Origin of the sequence: Actinoplanes sp. NPDC049599 (genome assembly GCF_044465625.1) — a bacterium.
In the GTDB taxonomy this organism is placed as follows: domain Bacteria; phylum Actinomycetota; class Actinomycetes; order Mycobacteriales; family Micromonosporaceae; genus Actinoplanes.
Genome location: NZ_JBITLX010000003.1, coordinates 153,373 through 170,411 on the forward strand (window position 1 = coordinate 153,373; position 17,039 = coordinate 170,411).

A 17,039-nucleotide genomic window follows, 5' to 3' on the forward strand; every position below is an offset into this window, starting at 1 on the left:
AACCGCTGAGCCGAGCGAGCCGCTGAGCCAAGCGGACCGCTGAGCCAAGCGGGCCGCCGAGCCCGAGCGGACCGCTGAGCCGAGCGAGCCGCTGAGCCAAGCGGACCGCTGAGCCAAGCGGGCCGCCGAGCCCGAGCGGACCGCTGAGCCGAGCGAGCCGCTGAGTCAAGCGGGCCATTGACCGGCGTGTTTCACTGGGCCGGTGAGCGCTGGATCGATGAGTGACGGGCCGCGTGACCAGGACCCCGACCGCTGGGCGTCGGCTGACGAACCGACCACCGGCCCGCCGGCCGGTGCCGTCTCCGCGTCGGCCCTCGGCCCGAACAGAGACGCGACCAAAGACGCGGCCAAAGACGCCGCCAAAGACGCCGCCAAAGACGCGAACAGGGCCGCGGGCAGGACCGCGGGCCAGCCCCCGGGCAGGACCGCGCACCAAGACGCGCACAGCGACCCGGATAAAGCAGCCAAAGACCCAGCAACCCGCCCCCGACCGACCCCCAACCGCCCGGCCGACGCCGATCTGGAAGCCCGGAAGCGCCGCAAGCGCCGCCTGCTCATCGCCGGCATCTCGACAGCCGCCGCCCTCGTGGTCATCGCCCTCTGCGCCGGCGGGCTCGCCGTCCTGCGCGCCGTCTCCGGCTTCCGCGACGACGCCGCCGACGCCCGCGAGGACCGGCGGCTCCGCGACACCGCCTGCCTGGAGCTCGAGACCCGCCTCAACCGCCTACCGCCCCCCGGCGCCACCAGCACCCCGCAGGCCAGGGCCACCGCGGTACGGGACGAGAACGCCGCCACCCGCATCTACGTGGGCCGATTGGACAACCAGCGGGTCTCGGACGGGTGGCGGGAGCTGCTGGACTCCCGTACCGCTTTCGCCGAGGCGCTCGATGCGCAGGTCAAGTCGCGTACCCCGGCCTTTTATGTCGCTCCCGCGCCCCGCGACGGGGTCTCGCTCGCCGACCAGCTGGCCCACTGGTCGCCCGCGGCCTGCGCCGGTCCGATCCGGCGGCTGGCCGCTCCCGACCTGTAGCGCGCGGTTAGCCTTCCCTTATCCCGCACGAAGCTGACCTTCGTTGTAACGTGTGCCACACATTGCGGACGCACACCCCATTTCCAGCGCGCCCGCCGGCAGCTGCAGGTCACCGTCAGGGAGACGTCAATGACGACGACGGCAACGAAGCCGGATCCGGGGCGTTCACGCGCCTCGATCGCGGCCAGGACGTTGCGTACGGACCGGTGGTGGTTCCCACCACTGATCACCTTCATAGGTCTGTCCGCGTGGGTCACCTACGCGACCGTCCGCGTGTTCATGCACAAGTGGTACTTCGTCGAGGAGCACCACTACCTGACCCCGTTCTACTCACCGTGTCTCACCGACCGGTGCGCGGACGGGTCAGCCTTGTTCGGCACCCCTCTACCGAGTTTCTGGCTGCTCCCGGAAGCGGCGCTCACGCTGCCGTTCCTGTTGCTCTTCCGCCTCACCTGTTACTACTACCGCAAGGCGTACTACCGCGCCTTCTGGATGTCGCCGCCGGCCTGTGCCGTGCCCGACGGGCACCAGAAGTACACCGGCGAGACGCGGTTCCCGCTGATCTTCCAGAACGTGCACCGGTACGCGTTCTACGCCGCCGCGATCATCTCGGTGATCAACACCTGGGACGCCGTCATCGCGTTCCGGTCCGGCGAGGAGTTCGGGTTCGGGCTGGGCAACATCGTCCTGCTGATCAACGTGATCATGCTGTGGGCGTACACGGTGTCCTGTCACTCGTGCCGGCACATCGTCGCCGGGCGGTTGAAGCACTTCTCCAAGCACCCGGTGCGGTACCGCTTCTGGGTCTTCGTGTCGAAGCTCAACGCCAAGCACATGCAGCTCGCGTGGATCACGCTCGGCACGCTGGCCTTCACCGACTTCTACATCATGGCGGTCGCGGCGGACTGGTGGCCCGACCTGCGATTCATCAACTAGAGGGCCCCCAATGACTACTCGAATCGAACGACACCACTACGACGTGGTCGTGATCGGCGCCGGCGGCGCCGGGCTGCGGGCGGCCATCGAGGCCCGGCTCGCCGGCAAGCGCACCGCGATCATCAGCAAGTCGCTGTTCGGCAAGGCGCACACGGTCATGGCCGAGGGCGGCGCGGCCGCCGCCATGGGCAACGTGAACAGCAAAGACAACTGGATGGTGCACTTCCGGGACACCATGCGCGGCGGGAAGTTCCTGAACAACTTCCGGATGGCCGAGCTGCACGCCAAGGAGGCGCCGGAGCGGATCTGGGAGCTGGAGACCTACGGTGCGCTGTTCGACCGCACCAAGGACGGCAAGATCTCCCAGCGCAACTTCGGCGGCCACGAGTATCCGCGGCTCGCGCACGTCGGCGACCGCACCGGCCTGGAGCTGATCCGCACCCTGCAGCAGAAGATCGTCTCGCTGCAGCAGGAGGACTTCGCGGAGACCGGCAACTACGACGCGAAGATCCGGGTCTTCTCGGAGACCACGATCACCGAGCTGCTGCTCGACGGCGACCGGATCGCCGGCGCGTTCGGCTACTACCGCGAGTCCGGCGAGTTCATCCTGCTCGAGGCGCCCGCGGTGGTGCTGGCCACCGGCGGCGTCGGCCGCTCCTACAAGGTCACCTCGAACTCGTGGGAGTACACCGGCGACGGCCACGCGCTGGCCCTGCGGTCCGGCGCGACTCTGATCAACATGGAGTTCCTCCAGTTCCACCCGACCGGCATGGTCTGGCCGCCCAGCGTCAAGGGCATCCTGGTCACCGAGTCGGTCCGGGGCGACGGCGGCGTGCTGAAGAACACCGACGGCAAGCGGTTCATGTTCAACTACGTCCCCGACGTCTTCCGCAAGCAGTACGCGGAGACCGAGGAGGAGGCGGACCGCTGGTACAAGGACCCGGACAACAACCGGCGCCCGCCCGAACTGCTGCCCCGCGACGAGGTCGCCCGCGCGATCAACAGCGAGGTCAAGGCCGGCCGCGGCACCAAGGCCGGCGGCGTCCTGCTGGACATCGCCAGCCGGCTCCCGGCCGAGGAGGTCCAGCGGCGGCTGCCGTCGATGTACCACCAGTTCAAGGAGCTGGCGGACGTCGACATCACCAAGGAGCCGATGGAGGTCGGGCCGACCTGTCACTACGTGATGGGTGGCGTCGAGGTCGACCCGGACACTGCGGCGGCGTTCGGTCACGTCCAGGGCCTGTTCGCGGCCGGCGAGGTGTCCGGCGGCATGCACGGCTCCAACCGGCTGGGTGGCAACTCGCTCTCCGACCTGCTGGTGTTCGGCAAGCGGGCCGGTGAGCACGCGGCGGCGTACACCGACGCGATCGGCAAGCGGCCCAAGGTGACCACGGGCGACGTCGAGGCCGCGGTGGACGCCGCGCTCGCGCCGTTGAGCCGGGAGGCCGGCGAGAACCCGTACGCGTTGCAGCAGGACCTGCAGGCGGTGATGGGCGACCTGGTCGGCATCATCCGCCGCGAGGGTGAACTGACCGACGCGCTCAAGCGGCTCCAGGAGCTCAAGCTGCGGGTGGCGAACGTCGGCGCGACCGGCGGCCGCAAGTACAACCCGGGCTGGCACCTGGCGCTGGACCTGCGCAACATGCTGATCGTCTCGGAGTGCACCGCGAAGGCGGCACTGGAGCGCGAGGAGTCGCGGGGCGGGCACACCCGGGAGGACTACCCGAAGATGAGCCCGCAGTGGCGGCTGCTCAACCTGGTCTGCTCGCTGGACGACACCGGCGACGTGCACCTGGAACGCAAGCCGGTGCCGACGATGCGCCCGGAGCTGCTGGGCCTGTTCGACCGCACCGAGCTGGGCAAGTACATGACCGACGAAGAGCTCACGGAGGTGAAGTGATGAAGCGTCACTTTCGGGTGTGGCGGGGCGACGCGTCGGGCGGCGAGATCCAGGACTTCGACGTCGAGGTGAACGAGGGTGAGGTCGTTCTCGACATCATCCACCGGTTGCAGGCGACCGAGACGCCGGACCTGGCCTGCCGGTGGAACTGCAAGGCCGGCAAGTGCGGATCCTGCTCGATGGAGATCAACGGCAAGCCGCGGCTGGGCTGCATGACGCGGATGTCCACCTTCGAGGAGTCCGAGACCGTCACGATCACGCCGCTGCGCGCGTTCCCGATCATCCGGGACCTGGTCACCGACGTCTCGTTCAACTACGAGAAGGCCCGGGAGACGCCGGCGTTCGCGCCGCCGCCCGGGGTCGCGCCGGGTGACTACCGGATGCAGCAGGTCGACGTGGAGCGCTCGCAGGAGTTCCGCAAGTGCATCGAGTGCTTCCTCTGCCAGAACACCTGCCACGTGGTCCGCGACCACGAGGAGAACAAGCCGGCGTTCTCCGGTCCGCGTTACTTCATCCGCGCGGCCGAGCTCGACATGCACCCGCTGGACGACCGCACCGACCGCAAGGACTACGCGCAGGCGCACCAGGGGCTGGGCTACTGCAACATCACCAAGTGCTGCACCGAGGTCTGCCCCGAGCACATCAAGATCACGGACAACGCGATCATCCCGATGAAGGAACGGGTCGTGGACAACCGCTACGACCCGCTGGTCTGGCTCGGTCGCAAGATCTTCCGCCGGGACCAGCTCCACGGCAACGGCTCCGGCGGCGAGTCGATGGCGCCCAGCACGTCCGAGGGTGTCACCGGCGTCGCGTCCGGCCTGTCCGGCGCGGGCAGCGCCCGGCGGCCGGAAGCGCCGGCGGTCAACGCCGACGGCCGGCTCGACGTCGCCGAGCTGCTTTCGCACCAGGCGGGCGGGCCGTCGCCGTTCGGCGACGACCAGGAGTTCCCGCTGCGCGAGGGCGGGATCACCTACCGGCATCCGACCCCGGGCAAGGACTGACCAGAGCAGCATCGAACGGCCCGCTCCGGCGGGCCGTTCGCTATTTCTCCAGGTACGCCGTGAACAGCTGGGCGTCGTCCAGCCAGGGCTGGTGTCCCGCCCCCGGCTGGACGACCAGGGTGGCATCGGGGAACAGCGCGGCGTACCCGGCCACCGCGGCCGGCGGGCTGTTCAGGTCGTACTCGCCGGCCACCAGCAGCACCGGCGCCGGGAAGGTCGCCAGCGCCGCCCGGGTGGCGTCCGGCGTGAACCCGGCGACGAAGAACTCCACGGCCTCGGCGTTGACCTGCGCGTCGTGCTCGGCGTCAAGGTGCCGCGCGGCCTCGTCCCACCGCCCATGCCGGAACGGCGCGATCGTCGCCCAGTCGTCCGGCCCGGCCTGCCCGGCCGCGATCCGGCCCAGCGCGGCCGCCGCGGCCGGATACCAGGGCTCGTAGCGCCGCAGCTCCGCGACCGCTCGCCGGTCCTCGGCGGTGACCGGGATGCCGACCCCGAAGAGGCTCGGCGTGATCAGCAGGAGCCGGGCCACCGCCTCCGGGTGCCGCGCCGCGTACTGGGCGGCGAGGTTGGTGCCGGCGGAGTGGGCGAGCAGGTCGATCCGGCGCAGCCCGAGGTGCTGCCGCAGCGCCTCGACGTCGTCGACCTGCCGGTCGCACCGGTACGAGGTGGGATCGGCGGGCGCCGCCGACCGCCCGGTGCCGCGCGGATCCAGCAGGATCAGCCGGCGCCGGGCGGACAAGCCGCCCAGATCGCCGAGGTAGGCGGCATCCCACATCGGACCGCCCGGCAGGCAGATCAGCGGGTCACCCTCCCCGATCGAGCGGTACGCGAGCCTGGTGCCGTCCGGCGCGGTGAAGGTGGGCATGGCGCGCACCCTATGCAGTGCGCCCGGCAGCCGCCTCCTCTTTTACCCGCCGCTCGTCGCCGCTGAGGGTGTGCAGTGGCCGCTCCCTGATGCCCAGCACGGCGAGCACGGCCAGGGCCGCGATCGGGGTGCCGATCAGGAACAGGCCGGCGGTGGCCTCGCCGTAGACGTCCCGGATGACGGCCAGCGCCTGCGGTGACAGGGTGGCCAGGTCGGGCACCTTCGCCGTACCGCCGGTTGCGGTCGTGCCGAAGCGCTCCGCCAGCAACGCGGTCACCCGGCCGGCCAGCACGGCGCCGAGGGCGCTGACGCCGATCGCGCCGCCCATGGTGCGGAAGAACGTCAGCGCCGAGGTGGTGGCGCCCAGCTCCTGCGCGGGGACGTCGTTCTGGGCCGCGAGCACCAGGTTCTGCATGAGCATGCCGACGCCGACGCCGAGCAGCGCCATGTACAGCGCCAGCGTCGGCACGCCGGTGTGCGCGTCGATCGTGCTGAGCAGCGCCATGCCGCCGGTCATCACGACCGCGCCGGCGACCAGGTACGCCTTCCAGCGGCCGTACTTGGTGATGAGCTGGCCGGCGACCGTCGAGGAGACCAGCACGCCGAAGACCAGCGGCAGGCTCATCAGCCCGGCGACCGTCGGGGACTTGCCGAGTGAGATCTGGAAGTACTGCGACAGGAACACGGTGCCGCCGAACATCGCCACGCCGACCAGCACGCTGGCGACGATGGTCAGCGAGACCGTGCGGTTGGCGAAGATGGACAGCGGGATGATCGGCTCCGGGGCCCGCGACTCCACGTACCCGGCAGCGCCGAGCAGCAGCAGCCCGCCGCCGACGAACAGGACGGTCGGCCAGGAGCCCCAGGCGAAGTGGTGGCCGGCCAGCGTGGACCAGATCAGCAGATCGCACACGCCCGCGGTGATCAGCAGTGCGCCGGGCCAGTCGATCGAGACCGGCTTGCGCGGCGTCCGGGGCAGGTGCAGCGTGCGCTGCAGCAGCAGGATCGCGGCGAGCGAGAACGGCACGCCGATCAGGAAGCACCAGCGCCAGCCCAGCCAGGACGTGTCGACCAGGACCCCGCCGATCAGCGGCCCGGCGATGGTGGCGACGCCGAAGATGGCGCCGAACAGGCCGGAGTAGCGGCCCATCTCGCGCGGCGGGATCATCGCGGCCATCACGATCAGCGCGAGCGCGCCCATGCCCCCCGCGCCGACACCCTGGACCACCCGGCTGACGATGAGGATCCCGACGTTCGGGGTGAGCCCGGCGATGAGCGAGCCGGCCACGAACAGGCCGAGGGAGAGCTGGATCAGCAATTTCTTGCTGTAGAGGTCGGCGAGCTTGCCCCAGAGCGGCAGCGTCGCGGTCATGGCCAGCAGCTCGGTGGTGACGATCCAGGTGTAGACCGACTGGCTGCCGCCGAGGTCGGCGATGATCCGGGGCAGCGCGTTGGACACGATGGTGGAGGCCAGGATCGACACGAACATGCCGAGCATCAGCCCGGAGAGCGCCTGCACGACTTCCCGGTGCGACATCTTCGAAGTGGCCGACGTCATCAAGCTCCCTCGGTAGTGGTGAGAACGACCAGTTGCTGGGTGGCCCGGGTCATCGCGACGTAGCGGTCGACCGCTCCCTCGATGCCCCCGCCGAAGGTCTCCGGGTCGACGAGCACGACCAGGTCGAACTCGAGCCCTTTGGCCAGCTCCGGGGTCAGCGACCGGACGCGCGCCGTCGCCTCGAACGTGGGATCGCCGATGACACACGCGATGCCCTCGGGGTGCGCGGCGAGCCAGCCGTCCAGGATGGAATCCCGTTCCGCGGCGGCGCCGTGCCTGACCGGTACGCCGGTGCTGCGGACGGAGGTCGGCACGTTGGCGTCCGGGAGCACCGCCCGGATCACCGGCTCGGCCTCCGCCATGACCTCCGCCGGGGTCCGGTAGTTGATGGTCAGGGTCGCCAGGTGGATCCGGTCGAGCCCGAGCCGGGCGAGCCGTGCCCGCCACGACTCGGTGAAGCCGTGCCGGGCCTGGGCGCGGTCCCCGACGATGGTGAAGCTCCGGGACGGGCAGCGGAGCAGCAGCATCTGCCACTCGGCGTCGGTCAGCTCCTGGGCCTCGTCGACGACGACGTGCGCGAACGGTCCGGCGAGCAGATCCGGATCGGCGCCGTCCACGATGTCCTCGTCCACCAGCGCGTCGCGCAGGTCCTGCTGGCGCAGCATCGTCATCAGGCCCTCGCCGTCGTCGTAGGCGGCGGAGGCGATCAGGTCGTCGACGACCCGGCCCATCTGCTCGCGTTTGGCGGCGAGGCGGGCGTCGTGCCGCCGCTGCCGGCGGGAGGCCTCCGGATCGCCGAGCCGCTGCCGGGCCGCATCCAGCAGCGGCAGGTCGGCCACCGTCCAGGCCCGCGGATCGTCGCGCTGGAGCAGCCGGATCTCGGCGGGGCTGAGCCACGGGGCGCACCTGCGCAGGTAGGCCGGCACCGACCACAGGTCCGCGACGAGGTCGGTGGCCTCGAGCAGCGGCCAGGCCCGATGGAACGCCGCGCGCAGCTCCCGGTGCTGGCGCAGGCCCACCTCGTCACCGTCGGTCCGATCGCGCAGGATCGCGATCAGCTCGGCCCAGATCTCGTCGCGCGCCTCGTTGTGCGGGGTGCCGGGCCCGGCCGCGTCGAACGCCTCGGCCCAGTCCTCGGCGGTCAGCCGTACCTCGGATTCCTCGGTCGCGACCGTCAGGGCCGCGGCGGGCGGCTCCTCGTAGAACCGGACGGCGGCCTCGATCGCCTGCACCAGGGCCGCGGACGACTTCAGGCGGGCCACCTCCGGGTCGGTCTCGGCCGCCGCCGCGGGCCCCTCGGCCACCAGGTCCCGCAGGGTGCAGGTCTGCACGTCGTCCTCGCCCAGGCTGGGCAGCACGTCGGCGACGTAGGCGAGGTAGGGCTGGTGCGGGCCGACGAACAGCACGCCGCCCCGGCGGTGGCCCAGCCGCGGGTCGGAGTAGCGGAGGTAGGCGGTGCGGTGCAGGGCGACGACGGTCTTGCCCGTGCCCGGGCCGCCCTCGACCACCAGCGCACCGCGGGAACCCGCGCGGATGATGGCGTCCTGGTCGGCCTGGATGGTGCCGAGCACGTCGCGCATCCGGCCCGTACGGTCACCGCCCAGGCTGGCGATGAAGGCGGACTGGTCGTCGAGCGCGGCGTGGCCCACCAGCCCGTCCGGGGTGAACACCTCGTCCCAGTAGTCGCTGATCCGGCCCAGGGTCCAGCGGTACCGGCGGCGGCTCGCCAGACCCATCGGGTTGGCGTGGGTCGCGCCGAAGAACGGCTCGGCCGCGGGCGAACGCCAGTCGACCAGCAGCCGCCGGCCCGCGCTGTCGGTGAGCCCGAATCGTCCGATGTAGACCGGCTCGGCGCCGTTCGCGCCGACCATCCGGCCCAGGCACAGGTCCATGCTGAACCGGCGCAGGGTACGCAGCCGCGTGGTCAGCCGGCGGATCTCCTGGTCCCGGTCCACCGCCTGCCGGCCCTTGCCGCCGGCGGCCCGGCGGGCGGCGTCGAGGCGGCCGGACAGTTCGGCGATCGACTCGGCCAGGCCGGCCGCGATGGCCGCGAAGTGCCGTTCGTCCGCCGCGATCAGCGCCGGGTCGGCCTTGGCGGAGAGCCGGTCGGGCAGATCGAACGCACTGGTGATGACTGTCATCGGTGTGGCTACCCCATTTGCGCAGTTCCTGGCCTTCGACCCGACGATTCTGCGCCCGCACCCGGGTCTTGCCACAAGCCCCGGGGTCCGCTATACGTTAGAAGTGGAGATGAGTGACCACCCCTCTTCCATTAGTACGAGCGTACGAATCTGACGTAGAGTGGGCGCGTGAGCACCTATCAGCCGTCGATGCTCGACCTCATGGCCGGCCCGTCCGCCACCCTGGAGCCGCTGCCCGGCCGCCTGACGCGGCACACGCTGACCGCCGGCGCCTGGGTCGACGTGCTCCCCGGCTGGGTGCACGGCTCCGACGCGGTCTTCGAGACCCTGCTGACCGAGGTCGACTGGCGCGCCGAACGCCGCCCGATGTACGACGGCGTGGTCGACGTCCCCCGCCTGCTCCGCTGGTACGGCCGCGACGAGAGCCTGCCGCACCCGCTGCTGACCACCGCCCGCGAGCAGCTGTCCGCGCACTACCGCCCGGAGCTGGGCGAGGGCTTCGTGACCGCAGGCATGTGCCTCTACCGCGATGGTCGCGACAGCGTGGCCTGGCACGGCGACACGCTGGGCCGCTCGGCACGGGAGGACACGATGGTGGCGATCGTGTCGTTCGGCTCGCCCCGACACCTGATGCTGCGCCCCCGGGCGGGCGGCGCGGAGTCGCTGCGGTTCCCGCTCGGGCACGGCGATCTGATCGTGATGGGCGGCTCCTGCCAGCGCACCTGGGAGCACGCGATCCCGAAGACGGCAAAGCCGGTGGGACCGCGGGTGAGTGTGCAGTTCCGCCCGATCAACGTCGCTTAGCGCGCCCCGGATCCCGGCTCAGCAGCGGAGGAAGCCTCCGGCGCGGGCACCGGCTCCGGCGCGCCGGACGACTCCGGCGCGGGCACCGGCACGTCGAAGGGCACCGGCACGCCGAGGGGCGCGGGCGCTATTTCCGGAGCGTCGGGGAATTCCGTCGCGGACACCGGCGTCGCGGACACCGGCTCGGCGGCAGCGGGAAGTCGCGGCGAGGACCCGGGAGCGGCGGCGCGGATCAGTGCCCGCTCCGGCTCCGGAGCGCCGGCGGGAGCGGGCGCAGGAGCGGGCGCGGGATCGGCCACTGGCAGCCGGCCGAGCCGGTCCGCCGCGGCGCGGGCTCGTTCCTGGTTGGCCGTGATCTGCCGGACCAGCAGGATCGCGCTGCCCGCCACCACCGTCTCGAAGACCCCGAACGCCGACCCCAGCAGCACCGACGGCCCCGGGTAGAGGGCGCCCAGCACGGACTCGCCGATCTGGCTGACGACCAGGAAGAGCGACCACAGCGTCACCCAGGCCACCGCCACCCCGGGATGCCGCTCGTGCGGCCGGCCCTCGGCCTCGTCCGCCAGGCGCTCGCTGACCCGGTCGATCTCGCTGACCACCAGCTGCGGGATCACCAGGTTGCCCAGCGGCAGGAACCAGCCGCCGATCGACCACCCGCGCTTCCAGGTCAGCTCCTCGACGTCCGGGCCGTCCAGGTTGGTGCGCGCCCGATGCAGCCAGACGACGAAGGACAGGCCGGCGAACAGCACCAGGACCGCGGCGACCGCCGGCTCCCGCAGATACAGGAAGTCGGCCACGGCCAGCTGCGCGGCGGTCGGCTCACCGGCGCCGACCGCCATCGGATAACAGAAGGCCTGGAGCGCCGCGCCCACCAGGGATTCGGCGCCGATCAGCCCGAGCGCGACCAGCGTGACCCGGGCCGGGACGCGCAGCGAGCGGGCCGGGCCGGCGAAGGCGGGCGACGGCTGGAAGGCGCCGCCCTGATAGGGCGCGAACTCGGTCACGGTGCTCCTTCGTCGAGGCGGCGCCGAAGGATAGCGACCCCGATCGGCCGCGCGCTGCCCGGCAAAACACCCGAAACGATCAAGAGCACGGACCGTTGCCTACGCATCGACTTTCGGTAATGTTTCCAGGGCATTGACATGGCGTCTCAAGAACTTACACTCCAAGTGTAATAACTGCCGACCGCAGCTTCCTCCATCGAGGACGGTGCGGCGCTGCCCCTCAGTGCCGAGGTGACGATGACCCGACCTGCGCCCGCCACCGATCCCGACCAAGGCCTCTCCCTCCACCAGATCGGCGTCCGGTTCGGCGGGCTCGTCGCCCTCGACGACGTGTCGCTGCGGGTGCCGCCCGGCCGGACGGTCGGGGTCATCGGCCCCAACGGCGCCGGCAAGACCACGCTCTTCAACGTGATCTGCGGCTTCGTCACGCCGACCGCCGGCACCATCTCCCTCGACGGCCAACCCCTGCGACCGCGCCCGCACCGGCTGGCCCGGCTGGGCATCGCCCGCACGCTGCAGGGTGTCGGCCTGTTCGCCGGCCTGACCGTGCTGGAGAACGTCATGGTCGGTGCCGAGCACGCGGGCCAGAGACCCGAAAGCGCGTGGGAAGCGCTTGAGCGCTGCGGTGTCGCCCCGCACGCGCACGCCCTTCCCGGCGGACTGCCGTACGCGGTCCGCAAGCGTGTCGCTCTGGCCCGCGCGCTCGTCGCCCAGCCCCGCCTGCTGCTGCTGGACGAGCCCGCCGGCGGTCTCGGCGCCGACGAGATCGCCCGGCTGGGTGAGCTGATCAAGGAGCTGCCCTGCGCGGTGCTGCTGGTCGAGCACCACATGGACCTGGTCATGGCGATCTGCGACGAGATCCTGGTGCTGGACTTCGGCAAGCCCGTCGCGCACGGGACGCCCGCCGAGATCCGCACCGACGAGGCCGTCGTGGACGCCTACCTGGGTGCTCCGGCATGACCGACTGCACCGCAGCGAAGCAAGGGCCAGAAGGGCATGCCAGAGGAGACACAGCATGACCGACACCACCGCGACGAAACAGGGCACCGCGCTGCTGGAGGCCGAGCAGCTCACCGTCGGGTACGGCGGCGCGCCGGTGCTGCACGACGTGGACCTGCGCGTGGCCAAGGGCTCGATCACCGCCGTGCTCGGTGCGAACGGGGCCGGCAAGACGACGCTGCTGCGTACCCTCTCGGGTCTGCTCCGCCCGGCCGCCGGCCGGGTCGTGCTCGACGGGCAGGACCTGCGCGGGGTCAAGGTCGAGCAGATGGTGCGCCGGGGGGTGGCGCACGTGCCGGAGGGCCGCGGCGTGGTCACCGAGCTGACCGTGGACGAGAACCTGCGGCTCGGCGGCCTGTGGCGCCGCGACCGGGCGGACGCCAAGCGCGCGCTGGACGAAGTGTACGACCTCTTCGAGCCGCTGGCCCGACGCCGGCGCTTCCCCGGTCACCAGCTCTCCGGCGGGGAACGGCAGATGCTGGCGCTGGGCCGCGCGCTGGTCGGCCGGCCCCGGCTGCTGCTGCTGGACGAGCCGTCGCTGGGGCTGGCGCCCCGGGTGACCGCGCAGATCATGGGCCTGCTGCGCACCCTGCGCGACGACACCGGGCTGACCGTGCTGCTCGTCGAGCAGAACGTGCGCAGCGCCCTGTCGGTCGCCGACACGGGAGTCGTCATGTCGCTGGGCCGGGTGGTGGCCAACGCCGATGCCGCCACGCTCCGCGACGACGAAGACATGCGGCACGCATACCTCGGATTCTGAGAGAAGGAGGGCGATGGACCGGTTCGTGTTCCTCACGTTCGACGGCCTGAGCCGGGGTGCGGTGTACGCCGCGTTCGCCCTGGCCCTGGTCCTGATCTGGCGAGCCACCCGGATCGTCAACTTCGCCCAGGGCGCGATGGCGGTCGCGACGGCGTACGTGGGCTATTCGGTGTCGGCGGCGACCGGCTCGTACTGGCTCGGGTTCGCGGTGGCGGTGCTCGGCGGGCTGGCGCTGGGCGCGGTGACCGAGCGGGTGGTGATGCGCTTTGTCGACCACTCGTCGCACCTCAACGGGGTGGTCGTGGCGCTCGGCCTGGTGCTGGTCATCCAGGGTGTGCTCGGGATGGTCTACGGCAACGAGTTCCGCCCCGCCGAGGCGCCGTTCAGCCGGGACGCGTTCACCGTGGGCGGGATCGCGCTGCTGTCCCGCTTCGACCTGTTCGTCTTCGGCGCCGTCTTCGTCGTGGTGGCGCTGCTGGCGGTGCTGTTCACCCGCACGTCGGTGGGCCTGCGGATGCGCGCCTCGGCGTTCGCGCCGGACGTGTCCCGCCTGCTCGGGGTGAACGTCGGCGGGATGCTGACGCTCGGCTGGGCGCTGGCGGCGGCGGTCGGCTCGCTGGCCGGCATGCTGGTGCTGCCGACCGAGCTGGGCCTGCACCCGAACGCGATGGACATCGTCTTCGTGTCGTCCTTCACCGCGGCCGTGGTGGGCGGGCTGGACAGCACGATCGGCGCGGTCGCCGGCGGCCTGATCGTCGGGCTGCTGCTCTCCTACGTCAGCGGCTATCTGGGCGCCACCGTGGCCCCGATCGCCGTGCTGATCCTGCTGGTCGTGGTGCTGCTGGGCCGGCCCGGCGGGCTGTTCTCCCGATCGGCGGCGAGAGCGGTATGAGCGTGACCCTCGCCCCGAAGGTGGACACCGCCGCGCGCCGGCCGACGGTGCCCCACCGGCACCGCTATCTGCTGTGGACGCTGGGCGCCGCGGTGCTGATCGTGGCGCTGACCTATCTGCTGCCGCCGTTCCGCAACTACCAGCTCGCCACCGTGGGCGCGTACCTGTGCGTGACGGCCGGGCTGACCGTCCTCACCGGACTCAACGGGCAGCTCTCGCTGGGCCACGGCGCGCTGATGGCGACCGGGGCGTACACGGTCGCGATGGTGCAGGAGAAGCTGGCCGGCCGCGGTCAGTGGACGCTGCTGATCGCGGTGCTCGCCGCGATCGCCGTCGCCACGGTGGCCGGCGGGATCGTCGGGCTGGCGGCGGCGCGGTTGCGCGGACCGTACCTGGCCGGGCTCACGCTCGCGGTCGCCGTGGTGGTGCCGGCCATCGCCACCACCTTCGACACGACCTTCAACAGCGACCAGGGCCTGTCGGTGTACGTCGATCCGCCGCCGCTGGCGCTGGGCGCGACGTTCCCGTACGAGCGCTGGCAGGCCTGGCTCGCCTGGGCCGGCGCGCTGCTCACCCTGTTCCTGCTGGCCACCCTGGTCAGCGGCCGGTTCGGCAGGGCCCTGCGGGCGGTACGCGACGACGAGGCCGCCGCCCGCATCGCGGGAGTGAACGTGGCCCGTACCCAGGTCCTGGCATTTGTGGTCAGCGCGGCCTGCGCCGGGCTCGGCGGCGCGTTGTTCGCAGTGCTCGCCCAGAGCGTCTCCCCCGGCGCCTTCCCGATCTCGCTGTCGCTGTTCCTGGTGATGGCGATCGTGATCGGCGGGCTCGGCAGCCTGGCCGGCGCGGTCTGGGGTGCGGTGCTGCTGGTGGCGCTGCCCGCGCTGACCCACTCGGTCACCGACTCGATCGACGTCTCGCCCGCGGTCGCCCAGCGCCTCGAGGGCAACCTGCCGCTGGCCCTGTTCGGCATCACTTTGATCATCGTCATGCTCGCCGCACCCGGCGGTATCGCCTCACTACGACCCAGAAGGAGAAAGGCATGAGACGTATTTGGTCCGCGCTCGCCGTGGTGGCCCTGGTCGCTGCCGCCGCCGGTTGCAGCGGTGACGACGGGGGTGGCGGCGGGGGCGCCAGCGTGCCCGGCGTCACCGACACGGAGATCCTGGTCGGCACGCACATGCCGCTGACCGGCCCGGCGGCGGCCGGCTACTCGAAGATCGCGCCGGCCACCAAGGCCTACTTCGACTACGTGAACGCCAACGGCGGCGTGCACGGCCGCAAGATCACCTACAAGATCATGGACGACACCTACAACCCGGCGACCACCCAGCAGGTGGTCCGCGAGCTGGTGCTGCAGGACAAGGTCTTCGCGATCCTGAACGGGCTGGGCACCCCGACGCACACCGGCGTGCTCGACTTCCTCAAGACCAACCGCGTCCCGGACCTGTTCGTGGCGTCCGGCAGCCGCAGCTGGGACCAGCCGGACAAGTACCCGGGCACGTTCGGCTTCAACGTCGACTACACCGTCGAGGGCAAGATCCTGGCCACCCACGTCAAGGCGACCCAGGCCGGCAAGAAGGTCTGCTTCCTGGGCCAGGACGACGACTTCGGCCGGGACGCGCTGGCCGGCATCGAGAAGATCCTCGGCCCGGTCGCGGCGAAGCAGTCGTACGTGACCAGCAACCCGAACGTCGGCCCGCAGATGGGCGCGCTCAAGCAGGCCGGCTGCCAGGTCGTCATGCTGGCGACGGTGCCCGGCTTCACCGCGCTCAGCCTCGGCACCGCGGCGAAGATCGCCTTCAAGCCGCAGTTCGTGGTCTCCCAGGTCGGCGCCGACCTGACCACGCTGAGCAAGCAGCTGGGCGCGGCCGCGCCGCTGACCGAGGGCCTGATCTCGGACAACTACCTGCCGCTGAGCAACGACGACGCCAACCCGTGGATCCAGCTCTACAAGAAGGTCAACGCGGCGCACAACGGCAACGCCGACTTCGACAACAACATCGTCTACGGCATGTCCGTCGGCTACCTCTTCGTACAGAGCCTGCAGGCCGCGGGCAAGGACCTGACCCGCGAGGGCCTGATCTCGGCGATCGAGAAGGGCGGCTTCCAGGGCCCGGGCTTCGTCCCGCTGCGGTACTCGGACAAGGACCATTCCGGGTACGGCGGCATGCGCCTGTCCAAGGTCGAAGGCGGCAAGCAGACCTACTTCGGTACGCCGTTCGAAACGGACGAGGCGGACGGGCCGGTCAAGGAGTACACGACACCCCCGGCGGCCCCGCCGGCGAACGGCATCCCGGCTGCTTCCTAGGCCGGAACTGTTGCGACTCGCCGCCGACCCATGCAGGGTTGGCGGCGAGAGGGTTACTCACTAGTAGGAGGTGCTGACCGGATGACGAAGCTCAGCGGTGCCGTGGCCATCGTGACCGGGGCCAGCCGAGGAATCGGGTTCGCCATCGCGCAACGTTTCGTCGCGGAGGGCGCCCGGGTCTGCATCACCGGACGCGACGCCGGCGCGCTGGAGACGGCGACCAAGGACCTGGGCGGGCCGGAGGTGGCGATCGGGATCGCCGGCAAGGGTGACGACGCCGACCACCGGGCCGCCGTCGTCGACACCGTGCTCGGCGCGTTCGGGCCGGTCACCGTGCTGGTCAACAACATCGGCATCAACCCGGCGTACGGGCCGCTGAGCACGCTGGACCTGGGCGCGGCCCGCAAGATGATCGACGTCAACGTGCTCGGCACGCTGGGCTGGGTGCAGGAGGCGCTGCGCGGCGGGCTCGCCGAGGCGGGCGGCTCGATCGTCAACATCTCGTCGGTGTCCGGCGTGCGCCCGGCGCCCGGCATCGCCTTCTACGGCACCACCAAGGCGGCCCTGATCCACCTCACCGAGGAGCTGGCCGTGGAACTGGCGCCGAAGATCCGGGTCAACGCGGTCGCCCCGGCGGTGGTCAAGACCCGCTTCGCCACCGCGCTGTACGAGGGCCGCGAGGCCCAGGTCGCCGCCACCTACCCGCTGCGCCGGCTCGGCGTGCCCGAGGACGTGGCCGGCGCGGTCGCGTTCCTGTGCTCGAACGACGCGGCCTGGATCACCGGACAGACCGTTGTCATCGACGGCGGCGTCACGCTGACGGGCGCGGCTCAGTGAG

General features: G+C 71.3%; 15 protein-coding genes. 11 read left to right on the forward strand and 4 right to left on the reverse strand.

Annotated elements, in window-relative coordinates; translation table 11 throughout:
* Positions 1-586: 586 nt before the first annotated feature.
* From ACIBQZ_RS06905 to ACIBQZ_RS06920, 4 genes are all read left to right on the forward strand, one after another.
* Complete coding sequence (locus ACIBQZ_RS06905) at positions 587-1,030, forward strand: hypothetical protein (protein ID WP_396087511.1); 444 nt, start codon at positions 587-589, stop codon at positions 1,028-1,030.
* A gap of 129 nt (positions 1,031-1,159) precedes the next feature.
* Positions 1,160-1,966, forward strand: coding sequence for a hypothetical protein (locus ACIBQZ_RS06910; RefSeq protein ID WP_396087512.1), 807 nt, complete (start codon positions 1,160-1,162; stop codon positions 1,964-1,966).
* Positions 1,967-1,976: 10 nt separating this feature from the next.
* Positions 1,977-3,866 (forward strand): fumarate reductase/succinate dehydrogenase flavoprotein subunit, encoded by a 1,890-nt coding sequence (locus tag ACIBQZ_RS06915; RefSeq protein ID WP_396087513.1) that lies wholly within the window; start codon positions 1,977-1,979, stop codon positions 3,864-3,866.
* Positions 3,866-4,870, forward strand: coding sequence for a succinate dehydrogenase/fumarate reductase iron-sulfur subunit (locus ACIBQZ_RS06920; protein ID WP_396087515.1), 1,005 nt, complete (start codon positions 3,866-3,868; stop codon positions 4,868-4,870). The genes ACIBQZ_RS06915 and ACIBQZ_RS06920 overlap by 1 nt, the downstream gene beginning before the upstream one ends.
* Before the next feature lie 40 nt (positions 4,871-4,910).
* Here ACIBQZ_RS06920 and ACIBQZ_RS06925 read toward each other — a convergent pair whose 3' ends face one another.
* Genes ACIBQZ_RS06925 through helR form a run of 3 tightly spaced genes read right to left on the reverse strand, consistent with a single transcriptional unit; the run spans position 4,911 to position 9,434 of the window.
* On the reverse strand, positions 4,911-5,735 hold the full coding sequence (locus ACIBQZ_RS06925; protein WP_396087516.1) for an alpha/beta fold hydrolase: 825 nt from the start codon (positions 5,733-5,735) through the stop codon (positions 4,911-4,913).
* Between the two features lie 10 nt (positions 5,736-5,745).
* On the reverse strand, positions 5,746-7,293 hold the full coding sequence (locus ACIBQZ_RS06930) for an MDR family MFS transporter (protein ID WP_396087517.1): 1,548 nt from the start codon (positions 7,291-7,293) through the stop codon (positions 5,746-5,748).
* Entirely contained in the window at positions 7,293-9,434 is a 2,142-nt protein-coding gene (gene helR, locus ACIBQZ_RS06935; RefSeq protein WP_396087518.1) for an RNA polymerase recycling motor ATPase HelR, read from the reverse strand. The genes ACIBQZ_RS06930 and helR overlap by 1 nt, the downstream gene beginning before the upstream one ends.
* A 189-nt stretch (positions 9,435-9,623) precedes the next feature.
* Here helR and ACIBQZ_RS06940 point away from each other — a divergent pair, with 189 nt between their 5' ends.
* Entirely contained in the window at positions 9,624-10,238 is a 615-nt protein-coding gene (locus ACIBQZ_RS06940; RefSeq protein ID WP_396087919.1) for an alpha-ketoglutarate-dependent dioxygenase AlkB, read from the forward strand.
* Here ACIBQZ_RS06940 and ACIBQZ_RS06945 read toward each other — a convergent pair.
* Entirely contained in the window at positions 10,235-11,242 is a 1,008-nt protein-coding gene (locus ACIBQZ_RS06945; RefSeq protein ID WP_396087519.1) for a DUF4328 domain-containing protein, read from the reverse strand. The two genes, ACIBQZ_RS06940 and ACIBQZ_RS06945, sit on opposite strands and share 4 nt — an antisense overlap.
* 237 nt (positions 11,243-11,479) lie before the next feature.
* On the opposite strand from ACIBQZ_RS06945, the gene ACIBQZ_RS06950 reads away from it, so the two are divergent.
* From ACIBQZ_RS06950 to ACIBQZ_RS06975, 6 genes are all read left to right on the forward strand, one after another.
* The gene (locus ACIBQZ_RS06950; RefSeq protein WP_396087520.1) at positions 11,480-12,202 is read left to right on the forward strand and encodes an ABC transporter ATP-binding protein; all 723 of its coding nucleotides are present in this window, start codon (positions 11,480-11,482) and stop codon (positions 12,200-12,202) included.
* 55 nt (positions 12,203-12,257) lie between these two features.
* On the forward strand, positions 12,258-13,001 hold the full coding sequence (locus ACIBQZ_RS06955) for an ABC transporter ATP-binding protein (RefSeq protein ID WP_396087521.1): 744 nt from the start codon (positions 12,258-12,260) through the stop codon (positions 12,999-13,001).
* Between the two features lie 13 nt (positions 13,002-13,014).
* Positions 13,015-13,893 carry a branched-chain amino acid ABC transporter permease gene (locus tag ACIBQZ_RS06960; RefSeq protein ID WP_396087522.1) on the forward strand — a complete coding sequence of 293 codons (879 nt, stop codon included), beginning with the start codon at positions 13,015-13,017 and terminating at the stop codon, positions 13,891-13,893.
* Positions 13,890-14,936: a branched-chain amino acid ABC transporter permease gene (locus tag ACIBQZ_RS06965; protein ID WP_396087524.1), complete on the forward strand. Its 1,047-nt coding sequence runs from the start codon at positions 13,890-13,892 to the stop codon at positions 14,934-14,936. Before ACIBQZ_RS06960 ends, ACIBQZ_RS06965 begins: the two co-directional genes overlap by 4 nt.
* On the forward strand, positions 14,933-16,201 hold the full coding sequence (locus tag ACIBQZ_RS06970) for an ABC transporter substrate-binding protein (protein ID WP_396087525.1): 1,269 nt from the start codon (positions 14,933-14,935) through the stop codon (positions 16,199-16,201). Before ACIBQZ_RS06965 ends, ACIBQZ_RS06970 begins: the two co-directional genes overlap by 4 nt.
* 81 nt (positions 16,202-16,282) lie before the next feature.
* On the forward strand, positions 16,283-17,038 hold the full coding sequence (locus tag ACIBQZ_RS06975) for an SDR family oxidoreductase (RefSeq protein ID WP_396087526.1): 756 nt from the start codon (positions 16,283-16,285) through the stop codon (positions 17,036-17,038).
* The last annotated feature ends 1 nt before the right edge of the window (position 17,039 follow it).

Bases quoted from the DNA above. Each gene is read 5' to 3' on its own strand.
- ACIBQZ_RS06910 (WP_396087512.1), top strand. From the start codon at position 1,160: ATGACGACGACGGCAACGAAGCCGGATCCGGGGCGTTCACGCGCCTCG.
- ACIBQZ_RS06915 (WP_396087513.1), top strand. From the start codon at position 1,977: ATGACTACTCGAATCGAACGACACCACTACGACGTGGTCGTGATCGGC.
- ACIBQZ_RS06920 (WP_396087515.1), top strand. From the start codon at position 3,866: ATGAAGCGTCACTTTCGGGTGTGGCGGGGCGACGCGTCGGGCGGCGAG.
- ACIBQZ_RS06925 (WP_396087516.1), bottom strand. From the start codon at position 5,735: ATGCCCACCTTCACCGCGCCGGACGGCACCAGGCTCGCGTACCGCTCG.
- ACIBQZ_RS06930 (WP_396087517.1), bottom strand. From the start codon at position 7,293: ATGACGTCGGCCACTTCGAAGATGTCGCACCGGGAAGTCGTGCAGGCG.
- helR (WP_396087518.1), bottom strand. From the start codon at position 9,434: ATGACAGTCATCACCAGTGCGTTCGATCTGCCCGACCGGCTCTCCGCC.
- ACIBQZ_RS06940 (WP_396087919.1), top strand. From the start codon at position 9,624: ATGCTCGACCTCATGGCCGGCCCGTCCGCCACCCTGGAGCCGCTGCCC.
- ACIBQZ_RS06950 (WP_396087520.1), top strand. From the start codon at position 11,480: ATGACCCGACCTGCGCCCGCCACCGATCCCGACCAAGGCCTCTCCCTC.
- ACIBQZ_RS06955 (WP_396087521.1), top strand. From the start codon at position 12,258: ATGACCGACACCACCGCGACGAAACAGGGCACCGCGCTGCTGGAGGCC.
- ACIBQZ_RS06960 (WP_396087522.1), top strand. From the start codon at position 13,015: ATGGACCGGTTCGTGTTCCTCACGTTCGACGGCCTGAGCCGGGGTGCG.
- ACIBQZ_RS06965 (WP_396087524.1), top strand. From the start codon at position 13,890: ATGAGCGTGACCCTCGCCCCGAAGGTGGACACCGCCGCGCGCCGGCCG.
- ACIBQZ_RS06970 (WP_396087525.1), top strand. From the start codon at position 14,933: ATGAGACGTATTTGGTCCGCGCTCGCCGTGGTGGCCCTGGTCGCTGCC.
- ACIBQZ_RS06975 (WP_396087526.1), top strand. From the start codon at position 16,283: ATGACGAAGCTCAGCGGTGCCGTGGCCATCGTGACCGGGGCCAGCCGA.